Source organism: Candidatus Bandiella woodruffii (assembly GCF_034359465.1).
Lineage (GTDB): Bacteria > Pseudomonadota > Alphaproteobacteria > Rickettsiales > Midichloriaceae > NDG2.
Genome location: NZ_CP110822.1, coordinates 1 through 22,894 on the forward strand (window position 1 = coordinate 1; position 22,894 = coordinate 22,894).

Sequence of the window (22,894 nt, forward strand, 5' to 3'; positions counted from 1 at the left end):
ATGTCTTTTGAGTTTACATTATTAGATTTTGCGTATGATCATGAATATTTCATAAAAACTCATGAGAATTTATGTGGTAATAATGAAGACATATGCTCTAATTGGGCTAACAGTAGAGATTATTTTGTAAATAATGCATCAAAAGATTGCGAAGCCCCTAATGAGATTTTTGCACAATATAGTGATGTATTGCTATATGAAGAGGTCAATGGGGAAAAAGAATGTAAATTGGGAAAATGGTTGAAATCTCCAAATGCATATGGTGTTAATAAATTATTTTTTGGAAAGTATTATCAATTAGGAAATGAAGAGTTAGAAAAAGAGAAAAATAAAATATTTAGAGGAAATATTTTTCAAATAGCAATTATTGCGCCAGATGCACTAGAAAAAGAATTTAATAAAGAGATTATAAGGCAAAATGGTATAGATAAAATCATACTTCAAGCTTTTAAAGAAACGCCCGATTATAAATTAAAAGAAACGACATTAAGTTATCTAAAGAGTGAAATAAATAGCAAATATAAAAGTGGATACTGCAAGAATGAGATCTGTGATTTAGAAGTTGGATTGTTAATAAATCAAGTATTAAGTCATAAAAGCGCAGAATTTCAATATCTAATAGAGGTAGTCAAAAAAGAAAATATTGATGTTACCGTTAAACAAGAAATTACAAAAAAAATATCAGAGAGTAACTATTACTTAAGCAAGGAAGAAATCGGGTTTATTGAAGATTTATTGGAAGATAAGAGCGTTTCTAAATATATAGGGAAAAGTATATCAAAATCATTATCTAATATACTAAATAAGCAAGCGGAGAAAGAGGCTTCATATGTAGAGAATAAGGCCACACATTTATTAAATAAAGGTGTAATTTTAGATAATGAATTGGTAGATTCCATTTTTAATTATTACAATAAAGATCAGGTTTATTTTAGTGGTATAGTAGTTGATATATTAGCAGAGTATAAAAACATATCTCATGAATCTTTAGAAAAGGTTAGTAGTGTTATAGAAAAAGTCACAGACTTTAGTAAGCAGCTATTTATAGTTAAGAGATTATTGCAAAATGGCATAGGACTACCTAATTACAAATTATTTGCTGATTGGATTCATCATATTAATTCTTCTGATAAAGGTATTAGATTTCAGGTATTAGATGTATATGAAGTTGCAAATCAAGAATCGCTAAAAGATATTTCTAGTTTATTATATAAGGAATTAACTGAGCTTGCTATTAAAGCAGAAAACTATGAATTAGATAAGATTCAAAGCATAGTTGCAAAGCTTGATTCAGAAACAGTAAATTTAAATTCTGAGGAACTCTATGCAAGAGAAGAAATACTAAAAGTCGCATATAAGTATAATGAATATTCAAAAGGTACCCTCAATAATAAAAAAGAAATAGCTCGCCAGTTATTAGATAGAGTTAATAGCAATACAGCGAATGTATTGGAAAGATTTTATAAGGAAGTTATTATAACGCAGGAAAGGTATTTGCTGGAATTAGCAAGGTTAGGATTAAAAAAGATAGAGGTATATAAAAATATTTTATTAACTCCAGAGGAAAATAGAATTTTAGATTATGTTACAAGATATACTTCAATGGAAATAAGACAATGCTTAAGTGGTGGCGATAATAAAGGACCTCTACCTTTCTTCAAGTATAATACAAATGATCAATGTTCTAGTTTAGATAATCAATATAATTTTTTTGATAGTGCCGTTATATTTGAAATAATAACGGCAGATGGAAAATTTTTAATGAGCAAAGAAGAGTGTTTTTACTATGAGAGGGAGTTATCAGTTATAGATGGAATAAAAGAGCGTATAAATAGTATATCATTTGAAAGTATAGTAGGAATCAATTCTTTTATTGATTTTTTAAATAAATATTATTCTTTTTTTGAAGAGAAAGGTATTAATTACATTATCGATACTTTGAGTATTAACGGGTCTATAGTTAATTTAAATAATATATATCAAGAGTTAGTGAATAACCTAATATATGAGGTTACTAGCAATATTCCACTTATTCACAACATAGATAATTTTGATATTCAGTTAATAAACCAAGTAGCATATACAAGGAGTATAAGTCAGCTTAATAAAAGTTGGAGTAATGATAGAATATTTGAATATATTTATAGGTTCTACCAAGGAATTAATAACGGTCTAAACGAGCAAAGTGTAGCTAAATATATTAATATATTTAGCTATTTAGAAAAAATTAGTGATTATAGTTTACTTCCAGCTCATAGCTCAAGATATGGCGACACGATAGAAGATATACTAGAAACTATATTAGAATCGGTGAATAAATCATTAGATCAGTTTAGTGCAGTCGATGTCGGTAAAAAGGCAGAAGATAAAATAAATCAACTAGTAAGGGATAATAATTATTATAAGGCATTCACTTTAGATCAGTTAATCAAAGAGCTAAAGTTAGTGAATAATAAAAATGAAAAGATCAAACAATTAATAGAAGATCAGTACTTTGAGAGCAAGTTTAAAGAAATATCTACTATAAAAGAGAATGGAGTATTAATCAGAGAGGATGGCTTAGATAAGCTAGTTCAATTAAAAGATTTAAAGGAAGAAGAGATTAAAAACTGGAATCAAAATATCAAAGTAAGTGAGGCTACAATAGCTGAGATTATAGCCGTTATATCTGAAGTAGCTCATAGAACTATACTTGAGAGTAAGTATTACCCAAGAGATATACAGATAATATCATTATTATCTCTGTTACAATTGGGGCATGGTGGACTTGCAGAGATTGCAACGGGAGAGGGCAAGTCATTAATTATAGCAATGTTTGCTACAATTAAAACAAAGGAAGGTAGGCAAGTAGACATAGTCACAAGTAATAATGTGTTAGCTGAAAGAGATGTAAGAGAATATAAAGAGTTTTATAATTCATTTAATATATCTGTAGCTCATAATATTAAGGGTAGAAAAGAGTACAAAGAAGAATGTTATTTAGCAGATATAGTATATGGAGATTTACTGAATTTTATAGGGGATACGTTAAGAGATATTTCAAGAAATGCTAAATATGGTAGAGGGCATGATATAGTAGTTATTGATGAAGTTGATAACATGTTTATTGATCAGAATAACATGAAGGTGCAATTATCTAGTCCAATCCCTGGGTTTGAAAATTTAGTGCCAGTGCTTTTATATATGTGGGGAACAGGCATTGTAGACGCTAGTATGCTCAAACATGAAGGAGATAAGTGCTGGATTAAAGTCCCTAAAATAGATGAAGATTTAAAATTAGAGGATATAGATTTAAGTAAAACTCCTGATATAGAATATGAATTAATATATGTGGATGATAGCTGTAATAAGATACTTAGAGGAGAGATTTATAATTATACAAAAGAAGAAATACTAGCATATAAAATAGATAGAGATGCAAGACTTTATACTGTACCAGAACATTTAGAGAAATTTGCAGAAACTCAATTAACCACATGGATTGATTCATTTGAAAATGCATATTGGCATAAGGATAAATTACATTATATAATTTATGATCCACAAGAAGATATTCATTCAATAGATAAATTTAAAATAGTAGCGCCTGTAGATTATGTTAATACAGGGGCTATACAACAAAAATTACAATGGTCTGATGGGTTGCATCAATTTATACAGTTAAAGCATGGATTAACTGTAAAATCAGAACATGTTGTTAATGTCTATATGTCATATGTAGGATTCTTCAAAAAATATGAAGGTAGTATTTATGGTGTGACAGGTACACTTGGGGAAAATTCACATCAAAAATTTTTAAAAGAAACCTATAGAGTAGAATTGAGCCATATACCAAAATTTATTCATAAAGATTTAACAGAATATAGGCCTATAATTACATATGATGGAATAAGAACAGATAAAAATGATATTAAAAATGCCAATGAGATATGGAAGCAAGAAATAATAGGGGTAATTTTTAGAAAAGTTTTAGATAAAAGAGCAGCCCTCATAATAGTTGAAACAATTGAAAAAGTAGAAGAATTAGAAGAAGCACTTCTTGCTAGTGGTTATAGTAAGAAGCATATTATAACCTATAAAATAGGAGATCAGACTGAAGAAGATAAAATAGAAAAGAATGAATTAGGGATAGGAGATGTAATAATTGCAACTAACCTAGCGGGGCGAGGAACTGACTTAAAGATAGACAGAGAAGTTATAAATAATGGTGGGCTTCATCTAATTATGGGTATATTCTCTCAAAGCATCAGAGTTGAGGATCAAGCGTATGGGAGAACAGCAAGAAAAGGAGAGCCAGGCTCTGCACAATTAATTATTAATGGAAATAATCTAGATCATTACAGCTGTTATGAGAATTACGGATGTAATGATATTCATAATTTATATAAAGAAAGAAATATTAGAGAATTTAAAAAATTAGAAAGCAATCGTCTATGTGAGTTACCCTATTTAGAAATAAGGGATATAGTATTTGAAGAATTTGTAGAATTGGTAAAAGAAGCTAATTCACCTACAGGCTATAATTTAGTGGTGACCAGTAATGATAATCTAAATAAATATGAGAATGCCGAGGCATTAGCGAAACAAACAATATATTTATATAAAGAAGATAATGATATTTATATCAAAATATCAGAAATAGATAAGAAAAAAAACAAAGTTATAAAAGTTACTGAAAAATTAGAAGTTATAGATAAAAGAGGTTATCAACATACTAACACATTATTAAATAAAGTTGAATTAGTAGGCGAGTCTAAAGGTTTAAGAATAGGGTTGAGTAATCAAGATTATGAGTTAATACATTTTATAGCAACAACTGAGGGTTATACATACTTTAATGAGATAAAGGATAGAATTGAATATAGATTTAATAAAGCATTAGAAAATGAATTACCAAATGATATAGTAAAAAAAGAAGAAGGGTGGGGCATATTAAGTATTAATAAAAAAGAGGCATACTTAAAATGGCTACTTTTAAATGGAGAGGAGTATAGTGATTTAAAATCTCAAGTTAGTCTAGATGAGCAAAATCAAATAGATGAAAAAAAGAGTGTAAACTTACACAATATACTCAAGCAAGTAGAGCTTAGAAAAAAATATGAATTATGGAAGGAAGATAGAGAATTATATAATAATCAATCAGAAATTAATCAAATCAAAGAATATTTTGGAATTTGGCTCAAAAAACACGAAAAGGCATTAGAGATAGATTGTAAAATAGATACTGATGAAGATAAAAAGCAGTTAGAAAAGTTATTTGAAGAAAAAAAAGCAAAGCTAATAGAATTATTTTTTAATGAGATAAAAAAAGATGTAATAGAAAAAGTAAATAACAATAATTTAATAACAAATCCTGCATATTTAGTACTTAAAGCATGGAGATATTTATACATAGACGCAAAAGATAAAGATTATAGATATCAGCCTATAAAAATAGATAAGGAAGCAGAAAGCTTATGGAACTCTTTAATAACATCACCTGTAAATAAAGTTAAAAATTTAATTTATGGAGTGTTTGAAGATATTGGAAGATTAGGATTTGGATCAATCAATTACAGGGTTGAGAATCCATTAGCGCAATCTATAAAATTTTTAGAAGACGCGATAAAGTTAAATGATATGTATTCATGGGCTGGCCATAATGCATTAAGTGCCATTAGACTAGTAAAAGATGGTAGAGGAATTACCAACGTCAAGCAAGGTAAGGAGGCTGGAGAAGTAATAAACAGATATGCAGAGGATTTGAGTAACGCAACTAGTAAGATAGAAGAATATGAAATACCAAAATATGAATCACAGTTAACGTTTTTACTAACGCATAAGTTAGTAGGATTGGAAGATGATTTAACAATTCAACTAATAGGATCGATAGAGATATATAAAAAAATACTCGAGGTTATGTATAAAAACTTCAAAGTATTGGAAAATTTATCTGGGAAAGAAATGATTAGGGTTGGTAATCATATAACCCTTGAAGAAATAACCAATGATATAGACATAAGAAATGCAACAATAGAATTTTTGAATAAAACAGGTAACGCTAATCAATTAGAATCATATTTAAATGCCACTACTTATTATAAAGTTGATGAGCCTGAAATTGATAAATCAATTGTAACAAATAGTACAGCTGCATTTTTTAATCTAACACAAAATATAGGAGATATAGGCTCTTATAAAAGCGAGATGGATGCAAGCATGAAATCTCTTAAGGGCATTGCAAAAGAAATAAATTTTGCTAGTAAAAGTTATATATTAGATCAGATCACTGCATCAGGTGGCTTTTTATATCAAGTAGAAACTTATGAATTAGAAGAAAATAAGAATTGGTTTACAACGATATTTTCTGCTGTGCTTGGAGTTGTACTGATTTATACTGGGATTTGGATGTTGCAAGCTAATATTTTAGGTGGCGCAGTATTTGGTAAAGCACTAGCTGCATCATTCATCTTCCAAGGTATTGGAGATATAATAGGCTCAATAATATCAGTAGCAACTAATACACCTATGGACTTTGAGGATTACATAAAAGGTAAAGGTATTGCTATGGGAATATCGATTGCAACTGCAGGTACATTACATTTCTTAAGTGGTATAGATAGTTTAAAAAATATTGTCAATATAGCAAAAAAAGTAGAAGAATATACAAAAAATTTAGATAAATTATCAGCTGTATATAAAGCATTTGCAATCCAAGCAGGATTAACAGCAGGAAGCGCTGTTATATATAACCAGATGAAAAAGTTTGTAGATAAAGAAGATATAGAGTCAGATGCTAAAGCTGAAATCACCGATATACTTAATCGGTACAAAGACAAACTGGATAAGATATACGCATCAGATAACATAAATGGAAATAAAGAACTGTATAATCAGTTAATTAGAGACATAGAAAAAGCTGTTAGAAATTATGCATTAAGGTTTAAAGGAGAAAAAACTTCAGTTGTAAAAGGCGTTTCAACTGAGACTATTAATGTAGCAGCCTCATCAGTGCCATATTTAGGTAGAGTTATTAGTACAGGTGTTGAACTTACAATGGGTGCAATCAAAAGTGTTCAAGCTATAGAGAAGATAGGTAATAAGATAAGGAAAAGTATAGATGAAATAGTGTCTAGATCAATGAGTAGTGCTGAAATGATGAAAAAAAGATTAGTTTATAATTTTAATGCTATTGGAGAACAATTATTTGAAGTAATAAATGCACAAAATTATGTAGTAGCAGGTGAGATAGATTATAGAAATTGTAATGAGTTCAATAAAGTAAATTTAGAAGAAAAATTAAAGGATTACCACAAAGGCCTAGTAACTACTTGTAACCATATAGCTAACATTATCCTTCATAATGAAGAAAAAAACTCTATGCTAAATAAGAATATAGAGGCAATATTTACAGCATCAGTAAGTAACTTAGTAGAGGGAACACAAAAAGAAGGAATAATAAAGCCTATAGCAAATGAATTAGCTACTATACCAAATCAATATATAGGTGAATATTTAGGAGAAAAAATAAGGTTGGCAACGGAAAAATATGATAATCAGCCAAATAAAAAACCAGATAAGCCTAAAGTAGATACAGTAGGTGTTGTACAGGATAGTGGAGTAATCAATTCTAAAAAAGATACTGACAACAAAAGAAAACAAGACGAAAAAGAGGGGGGGAAAAATGATGATACGCCTACAAAAGATAGAAGCTATATAGCAGTGCCTGGCGATAATCTGAATAAAATAATAAAAAATCTAGACTTAGATATTACTCCTGCTGATCTGGCAAAAGAAAATAATATAAAAGACCCCAATAAAATACAACCTGGACAAAAGATTAAAATACCAGAAAAAAGAGTAAAAACTAATTGCGAACCAAATTGTCAGAGTGGGACGAATCAAGACTATACACCAAAGAACCAAGGATTAAAAAATTCTCCTAAGAGTGAAGGTAAAAATACTAAAAACTATTTGTCTGAAGAAGATAAAAGAAACACAAATATGGCAGAATTTGTTTATACGGATTTATTAAGGAAGGGTATTAAGAATTTATCAACGGAACAGCAAGTGCATGACATCAATGAAAAGATGAAGAAGAATGATAAATATAAGAACATAAGAGATGCTGGGTTTGAAGCTACATATGTATTAAGAGATAAAGAAACAGGCTTTGATGGTATTTTGATGTATAGCAAAGAATTAAAGCAATACACTATTGTTATATCAGGTATTGATGGTATACATGATATAAAGGATGTTAAAGCAGGCTTGGGTGCAGCACATCCAGAATTAACAAAGCAATTTGTTAGACAATTCCAATATGCAGACAAATTATATAGTTATGCAAAAGACCAGTTGAAACCAGGTGAATCAATAAATGCAGTAGGTCATTCGTTAGGAGGGGCTCATGTGCAAGTGTTATCTGCTAAACATGATATATATGCGACATCGCTTGATGCACCTGGCGCTAAAAAAGCTGCAGATATGATGTTAGGGAAGGATAAATATAAAACAGATAAAATTACAGCATATACCGCATTAGATAATCAAGTGAATACACTGGGGATTCATATGGCAGAACAAACTCTATTAATTAAAGAGGGTTTTTCAGATCATAGAGATAATCATGAACATAAGTCAAAGTATTATACTGATCCAAATGCCAACTATAGAACGGTAAAACTAGATAGCACATCTGGAAAAAGTAAAATGCAGCAATTAAAGATTAAAGAACCAGATTTGTATAGTAGCATCCATAATTCTTGGCTTTCTTATCAGACAACAATAAATACACAATTAAACATACAAAGAAAAATAGATTCTAATTGGAGCCCTAAGAGTTATAGAGGGATGCCTAATCAATATAGCCATTTAAATTCAAATAACAAAGAGGAGCAAGATGAAGCAACTATCAATTAGAAATTTAATATTTAAAGGTACTAGATTATGATAAAATATACTTATGTATTGTTATCTCTTTTACTACTTAGTGGGTGTTCTTCAGCATTTAGAGACACATCTATAATAAATTTAGATTTAGATAAAATTCACAGCCCAGACAGTAAATATGGCGTTGTATTATTTAGACCTATTTATTTTGAAAATGCTGATCCGGATTATGTTTGTAAACAAAAATTAGAGCCTATAGAGTGGAGAACCTCTTTAAGAACAATAATTCGTCCTAGTTATTTTTATATTAGTAGACACCCTAATAATGAAGGGCAAGCTATAGAATTTGTAGACAAGGCTCCTTCTTTTTTTGAATATGCATCATACTTATCAAAAGGAAAAACAAGGTTGGCAATGCCAGAGTATTTTTATGGTGTAAGGATGCTACCTGAAGGACGCTATTACTTTGAAAGTGTATATGGCACTCCTGGAAGCAGAGATTATAAAGAAACGGAAGAAGTCAATTATTTTGACGTCAAAGTAGGTGAGGTTACTTATATAGGTGACTATTATTGGATGAATAATGTAGAGTTTGATCGCAATTTTAAGGATCGTTTAATGAGTCAAACTAGAGGTTCCGTAGAAATAAAATTATGTGATAGATTCGATGAAGCTAAGCAGTTTTTTCAAAAGTACTATTCACATGTAAAACTCCCTATAAAGAAAAATTTATTAAAATGCTGTGAAGCATTTAAAACTAATTAAAGAGGACTTATTATGAAAAAATATATATTAATAGCAACAATGGCTGTACTATCTTCTTGCGCATCAATTGATGATAAAAAGGATGTTCCTAACTATCAAAAAGCAGTTGCAGATGAATCTGTTTATAATGAGCTAGATCAGCTGTATCTTGCAGGAGATGTCAAAGGTGTATTTGCAAAATTTCAATCAATTGATAATCCTAACACACTGTTAAGTGCTTCTTATTGGATTAGAGATGTAACCAAACAAAGTGATGACAGTAGATATATGTACTTATATGCAACAACACTTTTAAGAATGCTTGATATAAAAAATATAGATAAACAATCTAAAGAAGAGTTTAAGGAAACCGCTGCTTTATCATTTTATGCAGGAAGATATATTATGCTCATTGATGCAGAAAGATGCCAAGAAGAAATCTCTCGTATGGCATTATTAATGAACATGGAATTTGAAATAGAAGAAGAGATATTAAAAATAATGAATAACTTTTCTAAAGAAAAACAAGAAAAAATAGGTCAAATGGCACTACAAATAGAAGAAAATAAGAAAAAAAGGAAAAAACAAGGTTGGATATGTAAACAAAGTCGCGAATACTTATCAAGATATAGAGCACAGGACCCAGATTGTAATGACTGCACAATACAAAAAAATGGCAAAATTACTAATATTATATTCCCTGAAAAAAGTAGCTTAATTAAATATAAAAGTGATAAGGACTGGTTGCAAAAAAGAAATGAAATGAGAAATGCTCTAGCTGGAACAAAAAATTAAAGAAATTATCAATATTTATGAGTATACAAAAAACCCTAATGAAAATGAGGAAAATAATCAAGGGGAAAGGGGCTCTGCAGAATAGGTAAATTTTCATACAATAAACCATTGTTTTTTGTACAGGCTTCAGTTATAATAAATCTTACATTTATAACAAATAACATTGAATACGTTGTATTCATAAGTTATATTTATTAAATAATTTATTGTAAATTTATATGGCTACAATTACTGCAAGGATTCCAGAAGAGTTAAATCATATTCTTAATATTGTTTCTTCTGAAACAGATCGTAACAAAGGATATATTATAAAAAAGGCTTTAGAAAATTATTTAGAAGAGAAAGCTGATATTTTAATTGCTTTAGCTAGAATAGAAAAAGGAGAGTCTACTATATCTTTGGATGAGATTGAAAAAAAATATGACTTGGCGGATTAATTTTACTACTGGGGCTGATAAAGACTTTAGTAAGCTAGAAAAACAAGAGCAGAAAAGGATTATAGGCTATTTACGACAAAAAGTACAACAAGACCCTAGAGCTCATGGAATTGCATTAAAGTCTAATGATTTAGTTAAAATATGGAGATACAGAGTTGGCAAATATAGGATTTTATCACAGATTAAAGATAATGACCTTGTAGTACTAGTCATAAGAATTGGAAAAAGAGATTCTGTTTATAAAATAACATGAAGAAAGTAGCATTTTATTTAAGGGTTTCAACAAATGAGCAAACCACTGATAACCAAAGATTAGAGTTAGATAAAGTTGCTAAGAAATCTGGCTGGCATATTTATAAATATTATATAGATACTGGGATAAGTGGTACTAAATCAGATAGACCTGAGTTTTTAAAGCTACAAAAAGCTATATTGCAAAATAAAATAGATATAGTAGCTGCATGGTCTGTATGTAGATTAGGTAGATCATTACAGGATTTGGTTAGTTTCCTTAAACTCCTTGATGATAAAGGTGTAGATTTATATCTTCATCAACAAGGCATAGATACAAGAACCTCATCTGGAAAAGCAATGTTTCAGATGATAGGTGTATTTAGTGAATTTGAGCGTTCTATAATTAGTGAAAGAGTTAAAGCTGGATTAGAGAGAGCTAAAAATAGTGGTACTCAACTAGGTAGACCAATTATATTTGAAGAGAAGGTACAAGACGTATTAAGTTTAAGAGCTGGCGGAATGGCTATATTAAAAATAGCAAAAAAGTTAAATATAGGAACTGGCACTGTTCAAAAGATTTTAAAAACATACGATATATCCAAAGATATAGAGAAATCTATTGAGCTTGATTTATGGCTGATGGTTGAAAATAATAGTAAGTTTGTTAGAGGAAAAACAAGAGTTAGACAAGAAATAGAAGATTATTTAAATAGCTACTATGATTTAGAAAAACCTTGTAAAGATTCTTGGGATTATAAATTGACTATAAAATATACTACTGAAGAAAATTTAGATAGTGAAATAGAAGAAATAATTTATGAAATGGCAAATATTGCTGACATGAGAAATTGCTTTATTGAACATAGTATTACTTCTGAGAAGTTAGATAAAAGTTGGTAGTATTATATAATTATTATACAATAATTGACTTTTAAGTGTATATCTAATATATAGTTATTATACAATTGTTAATTAATACAATATATGAACAAAATAAAAACAATTCATAATCCTTCAAAGTTAACTCAAGAGGAAAAAGAATTCGTATCTAAGAATGATGATACTTTATTAAAAAAGAAAAAAAATTCTTATAAAGGACGTATGATATCGATGTCTGAGGATTTTTATCAAGAATTAAATATATACTTAAAAAACAATCCTACGGAAGGCAATCGTTCAAGTTTTATTGTTAGAATTGTTGCAGAATATATGAAAAAAAATAAATAAAAATAAATTTATGAGCATAATTACAGTAGCAAGCACTAAAGGCGGAGTTGGAAAATCTACTTTTATTATAAACTTAGCATCAATTTTTCTTATGAATGATAAGAAAATAGCTATATTAGATGCTGATATTCAAAACAGCGTTGGTAAATGGAATAGAATTAGAGAATATATGATATCAGAAGGGGCAAATATAAAGCCTTTATTTATAGCAAGTGCAAGGGGAGAAGCATTAATAGAAATAGCTAATGATAAAAAAAAACAGGGGTATACTGTACTTATAGATTCGCCAGGAATAGATGATGCTAATATGAGAACTGCTTTATTAAGAAGTGATTATATAATCAACCCTTGTCCTGTTTCTTCTATAGATTTATGGGAAGTAGAAAGCTTAATGAAAATAATAAATAATTTACAAAAAATACAACATAGAAAAATACCATTAATACTGGTATTCAACAAAGTACCAACTAGACATAGTTCTACACCAATAATGGAGGCTCGCAAATTTTTTGACGACAATAATATAACCCCAGATTATATATTAGAGCATGCTATAAAAGAAAGGGTTGTTTTTAAACATTCAATAAGAGATGGTAAGACTATAGTAGACTACTCTCCATTTGATGAAAAAGCAAAAGAAGAAATGATAGGATGTTACAATGAAATTATAAATATTATAAATAAGTAAGTATACATCCATTATATAACAAAGTATTAATTATTATATATTAAATGTATAACAATTAATTAATGAGTATATGCAAATACTAATTCTACCAATATAAAATATATACATTTTTCACCCACAGTAAATGTGTTTTTTAGAAATTATTATTGACAACATTTATTTACACATTTAATGTGTAATGAAATAATAATTTATTTATAGCTAGTAGCTGTGTCTGTTTTAAAAAAAGATATAAAAAGAGTAACATTATCAATGCCTAAAAATTTTTTAGAAGAGCTCAATAAGCACTTAAAAAATTTTGCATTGATAGACAGAAGCGTATGGATTATTGATGCTATAAGAGAAAAAATGTCTAAAGAAAAACAAATGCTTGCTGAAAGCGATAAGGAAACTTAAGAGCACTTTTGCACCCTTAAGATAGCCCATTGAACTGAGATATCTTACCAAGGGAAAGTAAGTTTGTCAATAAACTACATGCGAATTGTGCTTCAATTTATATGGAGTACACTATGAAAGGAACATATCAAATAGTAAAGCCAGAGATGGCAGTAGAGATAGGGGAAGGAGAAGCTATACTATTAGAAAGGATAGTAGCTTATCTCTCAGGTAACGCACATAAGATTACAGGAAAGAAAGGTAAATGGATATATAATTCTGTCAGACAATGGCAGGAAGATCATTTTCCTTATTGGTCTAGGTATAAAATAAAAAAAGTAATTAAATCCTTAGAAGATAAGAATTTAATTATATCCTATAAAGTAAATGCAAAAAGATGCAATCATACAAAATGGTATAGCGTTAACTTTGAAGAATATAAAAAACTAACAGAAAGGGTATACAATAAAGATATATTAAATGCACAGAAAAAGAGAAGAAAAAAATCGACCAATCGATTGGTCGAAAATGAACCAATCTATAATATAACAAAAAGTTACTATACAGAAGATACTAAAGTATCTTCTTCTAAAGAGAAAAAAGAAGAAGATAATATTTCAAAACAAAAAGTATCTCTAAAAATGAAAGAAGTATGGAATGAAATATTTAAATATTCTGTGAGTCCAATTAAAGCATATGTGAATAAGAGTAATATAAATAAATTAAATAACTTATTTTTTAATAAGTTTGAAGGAGATATAGAAAAATGGAAGGAATATGCTGTAAAAGTAAATAGTAGTAAGTTTTTAATGGGAGAAAAAGAAACGAAAAAAGGATTTAAAGCAGTATTTGGATGGCTAATCAAGGAAGAGGTAGTAGAAGTAATAGAAGGAGGTGAATACGGAGTAGGGGATAGAGAATTGGATAAAAATGATATTTTAGGAAATACAGAGAAGAAGAAAGAAGTAATAGTAAACATGGTAGATAAAAAAATATCAAGTTATGCAAAACATAAAATAAACAAGGCAAAAGAGATGGAAGAGTTAGAGAAATATGCAAGAGAGGTATCAAGTGTAGGAGAAGAAGATAAATATGGAATATTGAGGATAATAGAGGGGATACCAAAATATATGTTATTCAAAGACGAAGAATATAGGGGTGTAAGAGAAAATATATACGAGAGTTATGTAATGAAAAAGTATTTTGGATATACAAAAATAGAAATAAGAAAAAAAATAAGGGAAAAGCTAGGAGAAATAGGGAAGAATAACAATTTAGAGGAGGAGTTTAGTAGATTGTCAGCAATGGAAGAAATGGTAGGTAGAATAGATATATATAGTCAAGAAGATATGGCAAAAATAAGAGACATGAGTTATTTAAGGGAAAATTTAGATTGCAAATCAAGAAAAGAAGATTTCATAATGGGGAAATAGGATTTAATGTCGTTATAAATAATGTCAGCAAGTTCCTTATCGTAAGTATGAGAAGTTTTATTACGGTCAGAAAGCATATTAAGCCAAACATCTTCGTTAGATATAAGATTATGAGAAAAAGCAGTGCTAAGGACATCACGAGGGAAGTTAACATCTTTAACCCCTTTTGATTTGATAATTTCTTTAAGAAGAAGCCAAAATAACTCAAAGGAAAATTCAAAACGTTGGATAGTAGCATCAATAACAATACGATCAGGGTCTGAAGGGCGTTTAATAACAGTTTCTAAAGCAGAAAGAGCATCGTTCAGTTTAGAAAAAGCTAAAGTAATTCTTTCAGAAGATTTATCAAACATAATAATAGAGTTTTTTAAAACATTAACTTTAAGAGGATTATGATCTGATAGAGAGTCTAAATCAAGACAATCAATTTTAAAAAGAGTATCAGAATTATTGATAATATCATCAATAAGGGGCCAATTCTTATCATCAGAGCAAGAAATAGCAATATCAATATCGGAAGAAGGAGTGGAATTGCCTTTGGCTCTAGAGCCGTAAAGATAAATTTTTTGAACAAAAGGAAGGAGTTTTAATTGGTGAAAAAAATTATAATTAGAAATATCAAAATTATCCATTGGCGATATTAGAAGAGTTATCAGTATATATAGGAAATAATTTAATCGCATCATCTCTACTTTTATTATTGATAGAGAGAAGGGAAATAGCATGTTCAGCAGGCAAACTTCTAAATATTTGTGCTTCTAAAACAGAATCACGCACTTCTGAGATAGTTTCATTATTATAAGAAGATGTTTTTTTCATGGTTTTAGCTTTACCAGTGAGTTGTGAGATATATTCAATGGTAATAGGGTCTTCAGTAGATAGGCAAATCTTGTTACGAAAGTTTTGAAGTAAAGCATATGCATAATCACGAGAAGGAGTAGCAGCGAAAAAACTAGAGATGGATTGAGCAGAAATAATACCAATGGTTTTACTACTTCTAGATTTATCCCAAAAATTAAGATCAGATAGGCCATCTTTGTTGCAAGAAACGATTTCTTGAAATTCGTCACACATAAAGAAGACAGGGAGTGTTCTATTTTCTGCATTATGATGCTTTTGCATAAGGTTAAAGAAGCGAAGCTTAATAAAAGTATAAGCTACTTTAGCGCCAAGTCCCCAAGTAGAGATAGGGACATCAACTAAGAATACTGAGCCGCTTAAAATCTCATCCATTTTAAGTTCAGAGGAAGAGCAAAATGCATCAGTTAAATCAGGATGATTAAAGGGAGAAATAGCTTGAGCAAGAGTAGCTTTTACACCGCTTTTTACTTTATCATCAAAAGAGTCAAAAATAGAAGATTTATATTGATGGTAAACAGTAAAAAGTCTTTTTTGTTTTGGATTTAGGTTTTTTTGAACAGAAGTAAGCTTTTGTTCTAAGAAATTAAATGCATCTTTATCAAAAATATAACCATAAAGAGCAGCAAGGTGATAATGATCAGGAATAAAAGAAAGAAGGCCAAGGATATTACGAGAAAGTTCAGCGGCGGTATCAATCCAAAAAAGATCAAGATGACCTTGGTTTGCGAGTAAAAGAGAAGATTTAAGGAATGAAGAGGCAATTTCAGGAGTAAGGCCAGCAAGTAAATTGATCTTAAGGTTATTAGGACCAATAATGGAAATATTTCTGGAGGTTTTATTAGCAAAAGCAAGGACAATATTTTTAACATCCCCCTTGATATCAAAAATAAGACCACCACATTTTTGATCGAGCATCTGAAGTAAAAGAGGTTGCATAACAGCAGAAGTTTTACCAGAGCCAATACCACCTAAACAAAGTATGTTTTTAGAAGCATCATCAATACTAAGAAGAATATTTTGGTTAGGAGCAAGAGAAGCAGAGTGCCAAAGAGTAGACATAAGACCAGTAGATTTGCCCAGAAGTAAAGCAAAAGAATCTTTTAAATTGATATTATCAAAAGCAGAAGAACTATCAGTATATAAAAAAGAGTTTGTAAAGGGAGAAGATGTTATCCAAGGGTTGTAAAAAGGGATGTGAAGAAATTTAAATAAAGAAGTAAGATTAAATAATAGAAGATTTTTAAAGGAAGTTTTTTTACCACTTAAGTAATAAAAATTAGCTTGGAAAGCAATAATAATTAAAAGAAAAAAAGGAGAAAAGAGTATACAAATAAAGAGAATAGAAAAAATGGAAAAAAAACTAAATGATTTGGTTGCAATTGATAATGCTCCAAAAAATCCAGTTAAAATAAAATAAGCAAAGATAGCAATAAAGATATATACAATCCAATATCCTTTGAAAGCTACTTTTGGTAAATCTCCCTTTTGTAAAGAAATGGAAGAAGATTTAGCTTTACGAAAAAATGTTAAGTATTCTATAATTGATGTAAACATAAAGAAATCTATTTTTTAATAGGTGTTAAACCAAAAAGTTTACGATCAGAATCACGAGTTAAATAATCATCCATTAATCTAACAATATCATCAAAAGAGTTATTCTTATTAGCTTGATCCAAATAAAAGCTACCAACTAAAATTTTACGCCTAGTATTATTCTTACGCTCTTTAGATTGTTCTCTATTTTGCATTAATCTAATACGAGCATTTAAAACATCACGTTTTTTCGTTAGAGAATCTAAATTAGCAGCTGGAGCCATAAATAATTGTCAAACTAAAAATATAATTATCTTTTACATGTACTATAAAAAGTAGTATAAAGCAAGTAAGTATTATCAACAACACGTAAATTAAAATAAAAGACATAGAAATAAGCAGTAAAAAGAACAAAGCCGCACTCGGTGAATAAGAGTGCACGCTTATATGTTGCAAGCAACATAGCGTTATGGTATAGTGAATTAAATATAGTTGGCAAAAAAAGAATACTATTTTAAGATAATGTGTTTAAAGTTAAAGTATTAATAAAAAGTATAAAAGGTAATAAAGAAATAATACTTAAGTAGTGAAAAATATTAATAAATTAGAAAAGTAAAGGTAAATATAATAAATGGCAATGTATCACTGTAGTGTAAAAACGATAGGAAGAAGTGGGGGCAGTAATGTAGTAAATAGTGTGGCATATAGGAGTGGAGAGAAGTTAAAAGAGTATCAGTTAGATAAAACATTCTATTATTCTGGAAAGGCAATGGATGTGATGCATAAGGAAATAATGGCGCCAAAGAAATCTCCGGAGTGGGTAAAGGATAGAGAGAAATTATGGAATGCGGTAGAAGTAGGAGAAAAAAGAAAAGATTCGCAATTGGCAAGGGAAGTAGAGATATCATTACCTAGAGAGTTTAGCGTTGATCAGAATATAGCATTAGTAAAAGAATATGTTGAAAAAGAGTTTGTAGATAAGGGAATGGTAGCAGATGTATGTATGCATTATGGGATGAAGGGAGATAGCTATAATCCACATGCACATGTATTACTTACAATGAGGGATATAAATGAAAAAGGGTTTGGGAATAAGAATGTAGAGTGGAATAGTAGGGAGTTATTAAAAGAGTGGAGAGAGAGCTGGGCTGAACTTAGTAATAAGCATTTAAGCCTAAATGGAATAGAGCAGCAGATAGATCACAGGAGCTTAAAGGATCAGGGAATAGATTTAGTTCCGCAGAATGTAGAGTTACCAAGTGATGCGAAGGATAGGCTGACCGGACAGAGAGAGCGTCAGCTAGAGATAATGAGGGAAAATGGGGAGAGGTTAAGAGAGAAGCCAGAGATAGCTTTGAATGCTATTACAAATAGGCAGTCAATATTTACAGAAAGAGATATAGCAAGATATGTAAATAGTAGGACAGTGAATAGAGAGCAATATGATGATGTTATGCTTAAGATTAAGGGGCATGATAGTTTAGTGAGGTTAGTAGGAGAAGAGGGTAAGGAAAAGTACACAACTAAGGAGATGCTAGATATAGAAAGGAAGATGTACGAGAGTGTGGCAAATAAATCAGAAGAGAGAAGATTTGGAGTTAAGGATGGTGAAGTAGAAAAAGTAATAGGTGGGTATGATCTGAGTCAGGAGCAGAAGATGGCAGTAGAGCATATAACTAGAGATAAGGGGATTAGTTCAATAGTAGGGTATGCAGGGACAGGAAAGACACATATGTTAAATGCGGCAAGAGAAGTATGGGAAAATAGTGGATATAGAGTCAAGGGTGCAACGTTATCAGGGATAGCAGCTCAAGGTTTAGAAAGAGGAGCAGGTATAGAGAGTAGAACTGTAGCAAGAAGGTTAATAGATTGGGAGAATGGAAGAGATACTTTAGGGAAGAAGGATATATTAGTTATAGATGAGGCTGGGATGTTAGGTGTGAAGGATGTAGCTAGATTGGTAGGAGAGGTAGAGGAGAGAGGTGCAAAGCTGGTAATGATAGGAGACCCACAGCAATTACAAGCGATAGAAGCAGGAGCAGCATTTAGAGGAATAGCAGAGCGGACAGGATATCTAGAGATGAATGATATTAAAAGACAGGAAGCAGGTTGGCAGAGAGAGGCTACAAAGATGTTTGCAATGGGAGAAGTGAGTAAAGCGCTAGAGCAATATGAGAAATGTGGGAAGGTACATAAGTATAGTGAAAAGGAATGGTTAATAAAGGATATGGTATGTAAATGGGGTAGTGACAGAATATCAAATCCAGAGAAGACACAAATAATGTTAGCGTATAGGAGAGAGGATGTTAGAAAATTGAATGAAGAGGCTAGAAGAGATTTAAAGAATGAGGGGATGATAAAGAATGGATATGAGTTTTCTGTTTCAAATGGCAATAGGGAGTTTAGCAAAAAGGATCAAATATATTTCTTAAGAAATGACAATGATCTTGGAGTAAAGAATGGGACATTAGGAGAAGTTATATCAGTAAATAAAAAAGGAGATATAGAAGTGAATATTAAAGGAGGAGAAAAAGATAGAAAGGTGTCATTTAACATAGAGAAATATAATTATATAGATCATGGATATGCATCGACAGTACATAAAGCACAAGGGATAACAGTAGATAGGGCATATGTAATGGCATCGAAGGGATATAACCAACATATAGCGTATGTGGCAATGAGTAGGCATATAGGGGAGGTAAATCTATATTGGTCAAAAGATGAGTTTAATAGTTTTGAAGATTTAAAAAATCAGTTTAGTCGAGAAGCTAGGAAAGAAAATGCAATGGACTACATGAGTTGTGCAAAAGAGTATGCAGAAGGAAGGGGCATAGAAAGCAATTATAAAGAGATAGGGATAAGAGGGTTTTATAAGCTATATAACCAAGAGAAGATAGAGGAAAGATTTAAGTATGACTTTGGTGACAAAAAGTACGATAATATAATGGATAGATTAGAGAGTAGAAGAGTTTATAATAAAGATTTGGCAGAAGTGAAGCAGTTTTATGGCGAAGGATTGGAGAAGGAGTTAGAAGCAGGTGATAGTGTAAAGTATTTATGGGATAAGCAAATAGGAGATAAAAATTATGCAATATTTAAAGCTGGTGAGGGTGAATATAGGATGATGGAAAGTAATAGATGTATAGGTATTAGGCAAGATGAAGAAGTAAGTATATACAAGGCTAGAGATGGTGGATTGGCAGGCGCACCATCTCAGGAAGCACTATGGGAAAGAAAAGTTAGTGGTTTGAGTGATGAATTTGGTAAAGAAGTTAGCTTTGGTGCAGAGATAGGAGATAGAGGTAAGTATGGAGGAGAAATAGAGTTTGAAGGGAAGAGATATGGGGTAATGCATCAATATGATGAAGTGAAGTTGATAAATAAGAGGGATTTTGCAGAGAACTTTAATGTAAAAGAAGGTGGATACATGAAAATAGAGCAATATAGGGAAGATAAGAATGAAATAATAGCAGTTAGGGATACAGCAAAGTACAAAGAAATAGAGATGAATAAGCAGCAAGAAATGGAGATGAAGATGGATAAAGGTAAGGACAGAGGCTTTGAGATAGAAATGTAATAATTGGAGGTTAAAATAATGAACGATCAAAAAATAGAAAAATGTATAGATGAATTATATGCATTACAAAAGCATTCTGGAGAGAGGATGGTTGAGATAACAGAACAGAATAAGTGGATTATAGAAAAACATGAACGAAGTGTAAGAAATAGTGTTGATGTGATTGAGCGATGCTGCAAGGTGCTGGGAATTAGTGTCTTATTAGCGTGTTTAGTAGGGGTAGGAACTTTATGGTGGGTTATGCATGATTATAAAAGAACATTAAACTCTGGTTTAGTTGTGATTTATGGAAATGTGGAGGCAATCAAGAAAACAAATGAGGAGATAAAAAAGTTGCTTGAGGAAAATCAAAAAAGTAAGATAGGAGTTGATAGTGCAAATAAAGAGAGAGAACATGTTAGCCAAAATGACTCTAATCCAATCAATAAGGGGAATAAGCCCAATAAACTTAAAGCTAAGGAGTAGCTATGAACAGATGGGAGATAACTAACTTGACTTTAAGATTATTTCACTTTAGCGTGTTTAAGATAAATTAAAAATTATTATTATGAATGATTTTGATTTAAATAATTCAGAGGTTTGTTCAACAGATGATAACTTTGGTTTATTAACTAATTATCTGTATAATTTAGAGGAGTCAATTTTTTATCAATGCGCTCTGACAGAGGAAGTTAGAAATAAAGAAATCACTAGAGCGTCAATGGAATTAGATGTAGGAAAGCAATTTGCTTTTTATGATTTAGGTTTTTCCAAGAAAGAGAAGGAAATCATTTCTCATATTACAATCAATAGATTTAGCAATGAATTAGTGTTTTTATCTGATTTAGGAGACAATGAATTAGGTGATATAATAAATTCTAATTTGAATTTAAGTGGTAGTATTCCTTATCGTTTAGCAGAACTAGTTAAGAATATAGTGTATTCTGTTATAAATGTAGAGGGCGTTGGAGATGCTGAGATAGTATTAAGAACTAGAGCCACGTATACAGATACGGTATGTGATTACTGGCATATAGATAAAGATAGAAATCTAGTTTTAGAAGAAATGGCCCAAGAAAATAAAAAACAAAAGTACTTAGAGAGAGTATATTTAATTCCTATCATTGGTGAAGGTACTGAATATAAAGAAGTAGAAGCTGCAAAAAGAGAGAAATTTCATCAAATAGCAGTAGAGACGCCGTTTTATTACGGGCATGGATCGTCTAATGATTGCAAAGAAGAGGATCCTATCACAAAATTATTTAGCGGTGATAAAGAAATGGTGAAAAAAGGATACGGCTCAGTGCATAAAGTCGGAAAAGAAGGAGCTATACATAAGGCACCATCGCAATCAAGTGATGGTAGAATGATATTAATAATTACACCAATTAACCATTAAAGAGGTAAAAATGACAACGCTTGCAATAACTATTGAAGAGATAAAAAAATGCTTAGAACTACATGAGAAAACAGAAAATTGTGAAGAGCTATTATATGATGAAAGAGCAATGGAGCTTTTAGAAACAACAGTAGAGATTCATGCAAAGGAAAGTAGAAAACACATTGTATTAAAAAATTCAAAACGAGAACAGGAAAAAGTAAATATGTTGAATTTAGGGTATAATAAATTAAGAGAAATAGAAGATGAAGGAGAGAGAGTTAAGTTACAGATAGCAGAAGCTAATAAGGAAGAAAACCTAGCATATAATGCATTTAAAGCTGCGGGAGGTAGTATGTGGAAAAAAGAAGAAAATATTAATACTTTAAGAGGAGAGTATAATAAAAAAAGCACTGGACATGTAGGATCAAATTATAGAGATACAAGCGAAGCACCAAGTAAATGTTGCTGGGGCTCTTCTCCTGAGATACATTTAGAGTGTGAGAGAGATCTAAGGGAAAAGATTAACAAGTATGATGAATACGAAAATGCTAAAAAAAAGGCTGCTGATACTACAAAATATTATAAACTATTAGAGTCATCAGCGATGCTATATAAACTTGATGAGTATAAAGAAGAAGATCAAAAAGGAATTAAAGATATAAATCTTGCAGAACAACCTTCAGAGATCAAGCAAGATGTTGAAGATGCTGCGCCATTAAATGAAGAATTATAAAGGTAATGCATTAATAATAAATA

The 22,894-nt window shown here is 30.4% G+C and carries 17 protein-coding genes; 14 read left to right on the forward strand and 3 right to left on the reverse strand.

The features are described from left to right. The 10 genes from Bandiella_RS07295 to Bandiella_RS07340 all read left to right on the forward strand — a co-directional run bounded on the left by Bandiella_RS07295 (position 1) and on the right by Bandiella_RS07340 (position 14,804). Positions 1-8,901: a LysM peptidoglycan-binding domain-containing protein gene (locus tag Bandiella_RS07295; RefSeq protein WP_323733494.1), complete on the forward strand. Its 8,901-nt coding sequence runs from the start codon at positions 1-3 to the stop codon at positions 8,899-8,901. A gap of 27 nt (positions 8,902-8,928) precedes the next feature. After that, positions 8,929-9,636, forward strand: a complete 708-nt coding sequence (locus tag Bandiella_RS07300) for a hypothetical protein (protein WP_323733495.1) — start codon at positions 8,929-8,931, stop codon at positions 9,634-9,636. Between the two features lie 12 nt (positions 9,637-9,648). Further along, positions 9,649-10,410, forward strand: a complete 762-nt coding sequence (locus Bandiella_RS07305; protein WP_236869650.1) for a hypothetical protein — start codon at positions 9,649-9,651, stop codon at positions 10,408-10,410. A gap of 218 nt (positions 10,411-10,628) precedes the next feature. Continuing rightward, positions 10,629-10,847, forward strand: a complete 219-nt coding sequence (gene relB / locus Bandiella_RS07310) for a type II toxin-antitoxin system RelB family antitoxin (RefSeq protein ID WP_323732889.1) — start codon at positions 10,629-10,631, stop codon at positions 10,845-10,847. Next, positions 10,819-11,100 (forward strand): type II toxin-antitoxin system RelE family toxin, encoded by a 282-nt coding sequence (locus Bandiella_RS07315; RefSeq protein ID WP_323732888.1) that lies wholly within the window; start codon positions 10,819-10,821, stop codon positions 11,098-11,100. The genes relB and Bandiella_RS07315 overlap by 29 nt, the downstream gene beginning before the upstream one ends. After that, the gene (locus tag Bandiella_RS07320; RefSeq protein WP_323732887.1) at positions 11,097-11,981 is read left to right on the forward strand and encodes a recombinase family protein; all 885 of its coding nucleotides are present in this window, start codon (positions 11,097-11,099) and stop codon (positions 11,979-11,981) included. The genes Bandiella_RS07315 and Bandiella_RS07320 overlap by 4 nt, the downstream gene beginning before the upstream one ends. Before the next feature lie 84 nt (positions 11,982-12,065). Further along, positions 12,066-12,308: a hypothetical protein gene (locus Bandiella_RS07325; protein WP_323733483.1), complete on the forward strand. Its 243-nt coding sequence runs from the start codon at positions 12,066-12,068 to the stop codon at positions 12,306-12,308. Between the two features lie 10 nt (positions 12,309-12,318). After that, the gene (locus Bandiella_RS07330) at positions 12,319-12,996 is read left to right on the forward strand and encodes a ParA family protein (RefSeq protein ID WP_323733484.1); all 678 of its coding nucleotides are present in this window, start codon (positions 12,319-12,321) and stop codon (positions 12,994-12,996) included. A 210-nt stretch (positions 12,997-13,206) separates the two neighbouring features. After that, a complete protein-coding gene (locus tag Bandiella_RS07335; protein ID WP_323733485.1) occupies positions 13,207-13,392 on the forward strand; it encodes a hypothetical protein in 186 nt (61 codons plus the stop codon). Positions 13,393-13,493: 101 nt separating this feature from the next. Next, on the forward strand, positions 13,494-14,804 hold the full coding sequence (locus Bandiella_RS07340) for a hypothetical protein (RefSeq protein ID WP_323733486.1): 1,311 nt from the start codon (positions 13,494-13,496) through the stop codon (positions 14,802-14,804). Here Bandiella_RS07340 and Bandiella_RS07345 read toward each other — a convergent pair. Genes Bandiella_RS07345 through Bandiella_RS07355 form a run of 3 tightly spaced genes read right to left on the reverse strand, consistent with a single transcriptional unit; the run spans position 14,744 to position 17,482 of the window. Continuing rightward, positions 14,744-15,436 carry an HI0074 family nucleotidyltransferase substrate-binding subunit gene (locus tag Bandiella_RS07345; protein WP_323733487.1) on the reverse strand — a complete coding sequence of 231 codons (693 nt, stop codon included), beginning with the start codon at positions 15,434-15,436 and terminating at the stop codon, positions 14,744-14,746. The genes Bandiella_RS07340 and Bandiella_RS07345 overlap by 61 nt on opposite strands. Next, positions 15,429-17,219 (reverse strand): type IV secretory system conjugative DNA transfer family protein, encoded by a 1,791-nt coding sequence (locus Bandiella_RS07350; protein ID WP_323733488.1) that lies wholly within the window; start codon positions 17,217-17,219, stop codon positions 15,429-15,431. Before Bandiella_RS07350 ends, Bandiella_RS07345 begins: the two co-directional genes overlap by 8 nt. An 8-nt stretch (positions 17,220-17,227) precedes the next feature. Then, on the reverse strand, positions 17,228-17,482 hold the full coding sequence (locus Bandiella_RS07355; protein WP_323733489.1) for a mobilization protein: 255 nt from the start codon (positions 17,480-17,482) through the stop codon (positions 17,228-17,230). A gap of 347 nt (positions 17,483-17,829) precedes the next feature. Between Bandiella_RS07355 and traA the strand changes: the two genes are divergently transcribed. From traA to Bandiella_RS07375, 4 genes are all read left to right on the forward strand, one after another. Beyond that, the gene (gene traA, locus Bandiella_RS07360; RefSeq protein WP_323733490.1) at positions 17,830-20,778 is read left to right on the forward strand and encodes a Ti-type conjugative transfer relaxase TraA; all 2,949 of its coding nucleotides are present in this window, start codon (positions 17,830-17,832) and stop codon (positions 20,776-20,778) included. A gap of 3 nt (positions 20,779-20,781) precedes the next feature. Continuing rightward, on the forward strand, positions 20,782-21,243 hold the full coding sequence (locus Bandiella_RS07365; RefSeq protein ID WP_323733491.1) for a hypothetical protein: 462 nt from the start codon (positions 20,782-20,784) through the stop codon (positions 21,241-21,243). 82 nt (positions 21,244-21,325) lie between these two features. After that, a complete protein-coding gene (locus Bandiella_RS07370; protein WP_323733492.1) occupies positions 21,326-22,156 on the forward strand; it encodes a hypothetical protein in 831 nt (276 codons plus the stop codon). A 10-nt stretch (positions 22,157-22,166) separates the two neighbouring features. After that, the gene (locus tag Bandiella_RS07375) at positions 22,167-22,871 is read left to right on the forward strand and encodes a hypothetical protein (protein ID WP_323733493.1); all 705 of its coding nucleotides are present in this window, start codon (positions 22,167-22,169) and stop codon (positions 22,869-22,871) included. The last annotated feature ends 23 nt before the right edge of the window (positions 22,872-22,894 follow it).